We start from the raw sequence: 7,231 nt of genomic DNA, 5'->3' as shown, positions 1-7,231 counted from the left end.
GCTCTTGGGCGACATCAATTCCAACGTAGCGTTTCATGGTATCTCTCCTCTGGCTGAATGGTTTCAACATCGACTTTAACGACGTTCGAAACCTCCCAAGCCGGATTCGCCGCAGATACGCCATGTCTGCTTTTTGCTCTACAGCTTGTTTATCGAGTTTCCACCATCTGCGATCATGGCACTGCCCGTAACGAAAGAAGCATGATCGGACAGCAGAAAGAGGGCAGCCCGCGCAATTTCGGACGGCTCCGCCATGCGCTTGAGCGCGTGAAAGTCCCGAACAACCTCATGGAAGTTGGCATCGTCTCCGGCCATCGGTGTCATAGTGCCTCCGGGCAGAAGCGCGTTCACACGGATTTTTTCGGGTCCATGTTCCGCTGCCAAGACCTGAGTCATACCGATCAGGCCCGCCTTTGCCGCAGCATAAGCCCCCATTCCAGGCAGACCTATCGTGTGACCGACGAATGAGGACGTGAAGACGATTGAACCGCCACCGCGGTTGCGCATTGCGGGTATCTGATGCTTTGCCGCGTAGAAGCCGCTGTTGAGATTGACTGCCATCACCTTGTGCCAGTTGTCTTCTTGCATGTCGGGGATCGGCCCCATATCGCCAGTCACACCAGCATTGTTGAAAGCACCGTCCAAGCCCCCGAAATGCGCTTCAGCAAGCTGCACCAGTTCTCTGGCGTAGTGGCTGTCCTCAACATCTCCCGCCGCAAAGACGGCTTCGCCACCATCGGCGGAAATTTCGTCTTTGATCTTCTGCAGCAACTCGCTGCGGCGTGCACCGAGAACCAATCGCGCACCCTCAGCCGCGAAGATCTTGGCGGCAGCGGCACCTATCCCACTGCTCGCACCCGTTATGATTATCGTCTTTCCGTCAAGAAGCATTCCCATCTCCATCTGCTGAGGTTCGGGAATTGCCTACTGAAAACGGTTGCCCTGGCCGACCCGCTTCTTGCGCAAAGGCTGTTCCTCCGGCGTCTTACCAGTCGCTTATCGCCAGCGCAGCATCTGGTAAGACGGGCTCAAAACGGCCAATCTTGGAGGCTGGCGCATAGGGTTGTTGATCGCGCTTTCCTGCCAGTGGGTCGGAGGTGTGCCTTGCGTGTCAAAAGTATCTGACCTTCCACTGGACCGTGATGCTGCACATGCTTGCGCCCGGGGCTCTCAGCCGTTAGCGTAAACTCAACTCGAAATGAAAGGCGCAACCCATGGCGCCACAGCGTCACAAAGGTGCGGGCGCGCTCGACAAAACGACGGCTCTGAGCCCCGCGCCAGTTCCGCCCCGATCACGTGAGCTTTATGCAGCCCTTGATCTGGGTACAAATAGCTGTCGCATGCTGATCGCCCAGCCGGAAGGCAGCGGTTTTCATGTGGTGGACAGTTTTTCAAAGTCCGTGCAATTGGGCGCGGGGCTGGAAAAGACCGGGCGTTTGTCGCGCGGATCCATGATGCGCACCATTCAGGCCCTGCGGATTTGCCAGCAGAAACTGCGCCGCAACAAAGTGCGCAACATGCGGCTTGTCGCGACGGAGGCGTGCCGGCGGGCGCTCAATGCGGATGAGTTCATTCGCCGGGTACAGCGCGACACGGGGCTGCGGCTCGACATCATCAAACCACAGGAAGAGGCCCGGCTTGCGGTCATCTCCTGCGCGCCGCTGGTGAGTCGCAGTACTGAAAACCTGCTTGTGGTGGATATCGGGGGCGGCTCCACCGAGCTGGTCTGGATCGATCTCAAGGAGGTGCCCAAGCGCGAGCGGTCAAAGTCGATCATGCGGTTGCACGCCGGGTTTACACAGGCGCTGTCGGATCTGCCGGCCGCGCGGGTGGTGGACTGGATCTCGGTCCCTCTGGGCGTGGCCACGCTGCGCGATCAGTTCAACGACGTGGAGGATGATGCGGCCCGCTTCGCATTGATGAGCTGGTTCTTTGAAGAGAATCTGTCGGATTTTGCCCCTTATCATGACACGCAGCCGCAGGAGAAGTTTCAGATCGTCGGGACCTCTGGAACGGTTACGACCGTGGCGGCCAGTCATCTGGGCCTCAAGCGGTATGACCGCACGAAAGTGGATGGGCTGCATATGACCACCGACCAGATCGACCGTGTGATCCGATCCTATCTGGCGCTGGGGCCGGACGGGCGCCGGGCCGATCCCCGGATCGGGCAGGACCGCCACGCCCTCATCATGTCGGGGGCGGCGATCCTTCAGGCGCTGATGCGGTGCTGGCCCACGGATCGTCTGTCGGTGGCGGACCGCGGGTTGCGAGAGGGTCTGCTCTATGCGCAGATGAGTGCGCATGGCGTGCTTGAGGACGGGGGGCGCTGATGGCCAGGACACCAACCGGCAAGGGAGCGGGGGGCAAGAACACCTCCGGACGCGGGCAGCGGGATCTCAAGGTCAAGGTCAAGACCGCGCGCGGGCGCAAGCTGAGTTCAACCCGATGGCTGCAGCGACAGTTGAATGATCCTTACGTCAAACGCGCCAAGGCCGAAGGTTACCGGGGCAGGGCGGCTTTCAAGATCCTTGAACTGGACGACAAGTACCGCTTTCTGGTGCCGGGGGCGCGCGTCGTCGATCTGGGCTGCGCGCCGGGGGGGTGGTGTCAGGTGGCGGTCAAACGCGTCAATGCCCTGGGCGAGAAATCGGGCAAGGCGGTGGGGACCGTGCTGGGGGTCGATCTGCAAGAGATGGAGCCGATTGCCGGGACCACGCTTTACCAGCTCGATTTCATGGCGGATGATGCGGACCGCCAGGTGCGGGACTGGTTGGGGGGCAAGGCCGATGTCGTGATGTCGGATATGGCAGCCTCCAGTTCGGGGCACAAGCAGACCGACCATTTGCGGATCATCGCGCTGTGTGAAGCGGCGGCCTATTTTGCCTTTGATGTCCTGGACGCGGGCGGCACCTTCGTGGCCAAGGTGCTGGCAGGCGGGGCCGAGGGCGAGTTGCAAAAGCTGCTCAAGCAGCGATTCTCCAAGGTATCGAATATAAAACCGCCCGCGTCACGCGCTGACAGCTCAGAAAAATTTGTTGTTGCGACAGGGTTTCGCCCATCAGGCTGAGCGCCTTTACCTTGTATTAAAATCCCTTGGCATACCGTGCGGTCATTGGCCATGCTGTCTTGGCGGGCCGTCGTTTTAAAAGGACCCGAACCATGTTTCGTAAACTTATCCTGTCGGCACCCTTGGTCGTTGCTGCAACTCTTGCCCAGGCTGTCGATTCCCCGCCTGCAATGCGGGCTTTCGTTGAGTCGGAAATCATGACGTGGGCGCAATCTGAGCAGGTCATCAGCGCAGTCAAGGCGCAGAATGTCGAGAAAGCGGGCAGCACCGAGGCGCAAATCCTCGAATGGGACGCTGCCTGGCGCGAACAGGTTGGCACGGCCAACCGGCCTTTGATCGATGAAGTGATGGGCAACGAGCTGTCCACCTTTCTGAGCGAACAGGTTGCAGCATCCGGTGGCCGCGTAACCGAGATTTTTGTCATGGATGCCCTTGGTATGAATGTCGCGGCAAGTGATGCGACATCAGATTACTGGCAGGGCGATGAAGACAAGTATTCCAAAAGCTACGGTGCTGGATCAGGCGCGATCTTTGTCGATGTGATCGAGTTCGACGAAAGTGCGCAAAGCTATCAGGGTCAAATCTCCATCTCACTGACAGACCCGGCCACGGGGGAGCTTGTGGGGGCGATGACCATCGGTCTGAACGCCGAGGCCTTCTTTTAAGTGATTTTGCTGTAGGCGGGCGTCAAGTGCCTGTCTGCAGCGACTGCATTGCGATCTCTTTGAGGTCGTCGAAATGATCAGCACGGGTCTGATCGAAGGCGCGTGAATTCTCGCGGGCCGCCACACTCCGGGCCCGGCTCTCTTGGCGGAGGAGCTCAAAGAGCCGCTCGCGTCGCGGTGCATTCCGGTCTGATGGCCTATCCATTGCTGATCTCCGGTTTGAACGACCACAGCGCTACCTGTCGAACGGGCCGTCGGTGGGGCCGAAAAATGCCTTTCTCGTGACAGCTCCCTGCGCCGGTCGTGATGGGCGGTGTGCATTCCTGACGTGGACGGATGGGCGATTGTAATGCTCCGCGCCTCATTTGAGCCAGATAAAGCCTTATGCCTGCTTGATTTTTATTGCCGTGATCCCCGCAACGTCTTTAAATGCGCGGGCGGCCTTGGTAGAGAGCCGCGCGTAGGGGTGCTAAACATCGAAAAGACGCTGTTTCAGTTCATCTGGAAGTACTCAAAGCGCGATCAGTTCATTCTGCTCGCGGTCACCACGACTTTGTTTCCATTTCTCTTCCTGACGCTTGAGCTGCCAAAGCGGATCATCAATGACGCCATTGGGGCGCAGTCCACAGTCGTGGAATTTGCCGGTCTAACCCTGTCGCAGGTGCAGTTTCTGGCTGTGCTCTGCGGTGCGTTCCTGCTGTCTGTTCTGGTCTTTGGCCTGCTCAAGATGCGGATCAATACCATGAAGGGGGTCTTGTCAGAACGGCTCCTGCGGCGCCTGCGCTATGGTCTGATTGCGCGGATGTTGCGGTTCCCCAAACCCTATTTCCAACGGACCTCGCAGGGTGAGATCGTGGCGATGGTCACAGGCGAAACCGAGCCGATGGGGGGCATGATGGGCGATGCCTTGACCCAGCCGGTCTTGCAGGCGGGGCAAATGCTGACCATTCTGGTCTTTCTCTTCTTGCAAAGCTTCTGGTTCGGTCTGGCGGCCATTGCGCTCATCCCCTTGCAGGCATGGCTGATCCCGAGACTGCAACGCCAGATCAACCTGCTGAACAAAGCGCGCATCAAGGAAATCCGCCAGCTCGCCGCGGAGATCGGTGAAAGTGCTGCCGGCGCTGGCGCCTTGCGCACGCATGGCGGATGGCGCCACCGGCTTGCGATGATTACGGACCGGCTCGGCCATGTCTTCGCGATCCGCTTTCAGATCTACCAGAAAAAGTTCTTTATGAAGTTTATCAATAACTTCATCACGCAACTTACACCGTTTTTCTTTTTCTCGATCGGGGGGTATCTGGTGATACAGGGGTCGGTTTCCCTGGGTGCACTGGTCGCAGCACTGGCGGCCTACAAAGATCTTACCTCCCCGTGGAAAGAGCTTTTGGCCTATTATAATCAGGCGCAGGACATGAGCCTGCGGTGGGAGACGGTGATGGATCGTTTTTCGCCTTCAGGGGTGATCGAAGACCGGCTGATGCGCGCCGCGCCAGACGACATCCCCGATTTACGCGGCACGCTTGAGCTGCGCGACGTGACGGTCGCTGACGTGGACGGCAATCTGGTTTTGGAACAAATCACCATGGCGATTCCCCAAGGGGCGCTTGTCGCCATCACCGCCCAGAGCGAGGAGGACAGGCTGGCGCTGGCGGATGTGTTGACCCGGGAACTTGTCCCGATGGAGGGAGAGGTCCGCATCGCGGGGCATAATCTGAACGACCTGCATCAGGCGACGATTGCCCACCGGATCGGGCACGCGAATGCCAAACCCGTCCTTTTCAAAGGCTCCTTGGGCGACAATATCATGATGCCGATGCGCGGTCGCCCGCTGTCACCTGTCACGCAACCCCAGCAATCCGCCGCGCGCGAAGCTTTGGCCGCTGGCAACAGCCTGGATAGGCTTGACGGTATCTGGCTCGATCCCGCAAAGGCGGGCGTTGCGGACCAAGCAGCGCTGCGGACGTGGTGGCTGGCCCTGATCGAGGCCGGTCGCTTTGACGGGGTGTTGTTTCGCAAAGCGATGGATCAATTGCTTGACGACCGTATTCCGGCTGCCCTGCGTCAGCACATCGTTGATGTCCGCCCGGATGTCTGGACTGCGGTGCAAGAGGCGGGCTTGGAGAAATACGTCTACCGCTTTGATCCTGAGCGCTATAACCCCGCACTTCCGGTTGCCAGCAACCTTTTCTTCGCCACGCTAAAGCGTCCGATGAGCCAGCAGGAACTGTCCCGGCAGACCGGGCTCTTTGCCCTTTTGCGCCGCCTGAAACTGGACGAGGGGCTGCTGGTATTGTCACAGGATGTCATCGAGCTGTTGAACCAGATTTTTGGGACTGATGGCACCGAGCATCCGCTTTTCCGCAAGCTTGGGCTGGACCCGGTGATGTTTGAAAAGTCGGTGCAGGTTGTCCGCGCACTTAAATCCGGGTCTGTGGCCGCGTTGAGTGAGCGTGACAAGGCCATTTTGATGACCTTGCCGGCCCAGATCTCGGCAGAGCAGATCGGCCCGGCGTTTACCCAGGAGATGCAACAGCGCATCGTGGACCAGAGAGCGACCCATGGCGACGCGTTGAAAGAGGTTTTGGGCGACACATATGCCCCGCTTGACCCCCAGAAGATCGCCCCGGGCATGTCGGTGCTGGAGAATGCGCTTTTTGGCAAAATCTCTGACAGCGCGGGCGGCCGAGGGGACGAGGTGCGCAAGATCGTCTCGGATGTGCTGGCGCAACAGGGTCTGAAACCTGCCGTGACTGAGCTGATTTACGATATGCCTCTGGGCCTGAACGGGACCAACCTGCCGGCGAGTTTTGCCGAGCCGCTGGCCCTGAGCCGCGCGGCCATCAAGCGGCCGGATGTTCTGGTGATTGAGCAAATGTTCTCGGGGCTGGATCATGCGCAGCGCGGGGCGGTGCATCGCAACTTGCGCGCCCTGCTGCCGGAGACCACAATGATATACATCGCTGATCGCTTTGAAAATTCCGATCTCTTCGACGTGCATGTCGAAATTGTGCAAGGCCGGATGCTGGCCGCCGAAAGCCCGCGCGACACTGCGGATGACAGCGCGGCGGCTGCGGACTTGCAACGCAAGGTGCGTGCCTTGGAAGCCACGGAAATGTTTTCCGGGCTCGACCGCAAGCAACTGCGTCTGCTCGCCTTTGGCTCAAAGTGGTTTCACGCGGAGGCCGGTGAGGTCATTTTCAACCAGAACGATGATCCAACCGATGGCGCCTATATGATCCTGTCGGGGTCCGCCCAGCTTTGCAAACCCGCGCCAGACGGGACTGAAAAGCTGGTAACAACGGTCGGGCCCGGCACGCTGGTGGGAGAGCTTGGGCTGATCCGCAATGTCCCCAGGGCACTGACCATGCGGGCGGGCACCGATGTTGCCGCCTTGCGGTTGGGGGCGGAAGAATTCCTCGCCGTGGTGGAGAATGACGCGGCCACATCTTTCAAGCTCTTGCAGGTTGTTGCGGGCTACACCTCATGATGTCTGGCCGCA

At 59.4% G+C, this 7,231-nt stretch carries 6 protein-coding genes; 4 read left to right on the top strand and 2 right to left on the bottom strand.

Features of this window, described 5'->3' with window-relative positions; genetic code table 11:
* Positions 1-138: 138 nt before the first annotated feature.
* Positions 139-891 carry an SDR family oxidoreductase gene (locus tag H7847_RS21675; protein WP_227271578.1) on the bottom strand — a complete coding sequence of 251 codons (753 nt, stop codon included), beginning with the start codon at positions 889-891 and terminating at the stop codon, positions 139-141.
* 323 nt (positions 892-1,214) lie between these two features.
* Here H7847_RS21675 and H7847_RS21670 point away from each other — a divergent pair, with 323 nt between their 5' ends.
* From H7847_RS21670 to H7847_RS21660, 3 genes are all read left to right on the top strand, one after another.
* The gene (locus H7847_RS21670; protein ID WP_227271577.1) at positions 1,215-2,330 is read left to right on the top strand and encodes a Ppx/GppA phosphatase family protein; all 1,116 of its coding nucleotides are present in this window, start codon (positions 1,215-1,217) and stop codon (positions 2,328-2,330) included.
* Positions 2,330-3,067 carry an RlmE family RNA methyltransferase gene (locus tag H7847_RS21665; RefSeq protein ID WP_227271576.1) on the top strand — a complete coding sequence of 246 codons (738 nt, stop codon included), beginning with the start codon at positions 2,330-2,332 and terminating at the stop codon, positions 3,065-3,067. Before H7847_RS21670 ends, H7847_RS21665 begins: the two co-directional genes overlap by 1 nt.
* Positions 3,068-3,159: 92 nt before the next feature.
* Positions 3,160-3,732, top strand: coding sequence for a hypothetical protein (locus tag H7847_RS21660; RefSeq protein WP_227271575.1), 573 nt, complete (start codon positions 3,160-3,162; stop codon positions 3,730-3,732).
* Between the two features lie 22 nt (positions 3,733-3,754).
* Here the strand turns inward: H7847_RS21660 and H7847_RS21655 are convergent, their stop codons facing one another.
* Positions 3,755-3,937, bottom strand: a complete 183-nt coding sequence (locus tag H7847_RS21655; RefSeq protein WP_227271574.1) for a hypothetical protein — start codon at positions 3,935-3,937, stop codon at positions 3,755-3,757.
* Positions 3,938-4,198: 261 nt separating this feature from the next.
* Here H7847_RS21655 and H7847_RS21650 point away from each other — a divergent pair, with 261 nt between their 5' ends.
* Positions 4,199-7,219 (top strand): cyclic nucleotide-binding domain-containing protein, encoded by a 3,021-nt coding sequence (locus H7847_RS21650; protein WP_227271573.1) that lies wholly within the window; start codon positions 4,199-4,201, stop codon positions 7,217-7,219.
* Positions 7,220-7,231: the final 12 nt, after the last annotated feature.

Origin of the sequence: Roseobacter weihaiensis, assembly GCF_020622345.1 — a bacterium.
In the GTDB taxonomy this organism is placed as follows: domain Bacteria; phylum Pseudomonadota; class Alphaproteobacteria; order Rhodobacterales; family Rhodobacteraceae; genus Roseobacter; species Roseobacter weihaiensis.
Note: the sequence above shows the minus strand (reverse complement) of the source record. Positions and strands in the feature narration are given on the sequence as shown.

What these genes read in the sequence shown, in the direction of transcription:
- H7847_RS21675 (WP_227271578.1), bottom strand. Translation starts at nt 891, where the DNA reads ATGCTTCTTGACGGAAAGACGATAATCATAACGGGTGCGAGCAGTGGG.
- H7847_RS21670 (WP_227271577.1), top strand. Translation starts at nt 1,215, where the DNA reads ATGGCGCCACAGCGTCACAAAGGTGCGGGCGCGCTCGACAAAACGACG.
- H7847_RS21665 (WP_227271576.1), top strand. Translation starts at nt 2,330, where the DNA reads ATGGCCAGGACACCAACCGGCAAGGGAGCGGGGGGCAAGAACACCTCC.
- H7847_RS21660 (WP_227271575.1), top strand. Translation starts at nt 3,160, where the DNA reads ATGTTTCGTAAACTTATCCTGTCGGCACCCTTGGTCGTTGCTGCAACT.
- H7847_RS21655 (WP_227271574.1), bottom strand. Translation starts at nt 3,937, where the DNA reads ATGGATAGGCCATCAGACCGGAATGCACCGCGACGCGAGCGGCTCTTT.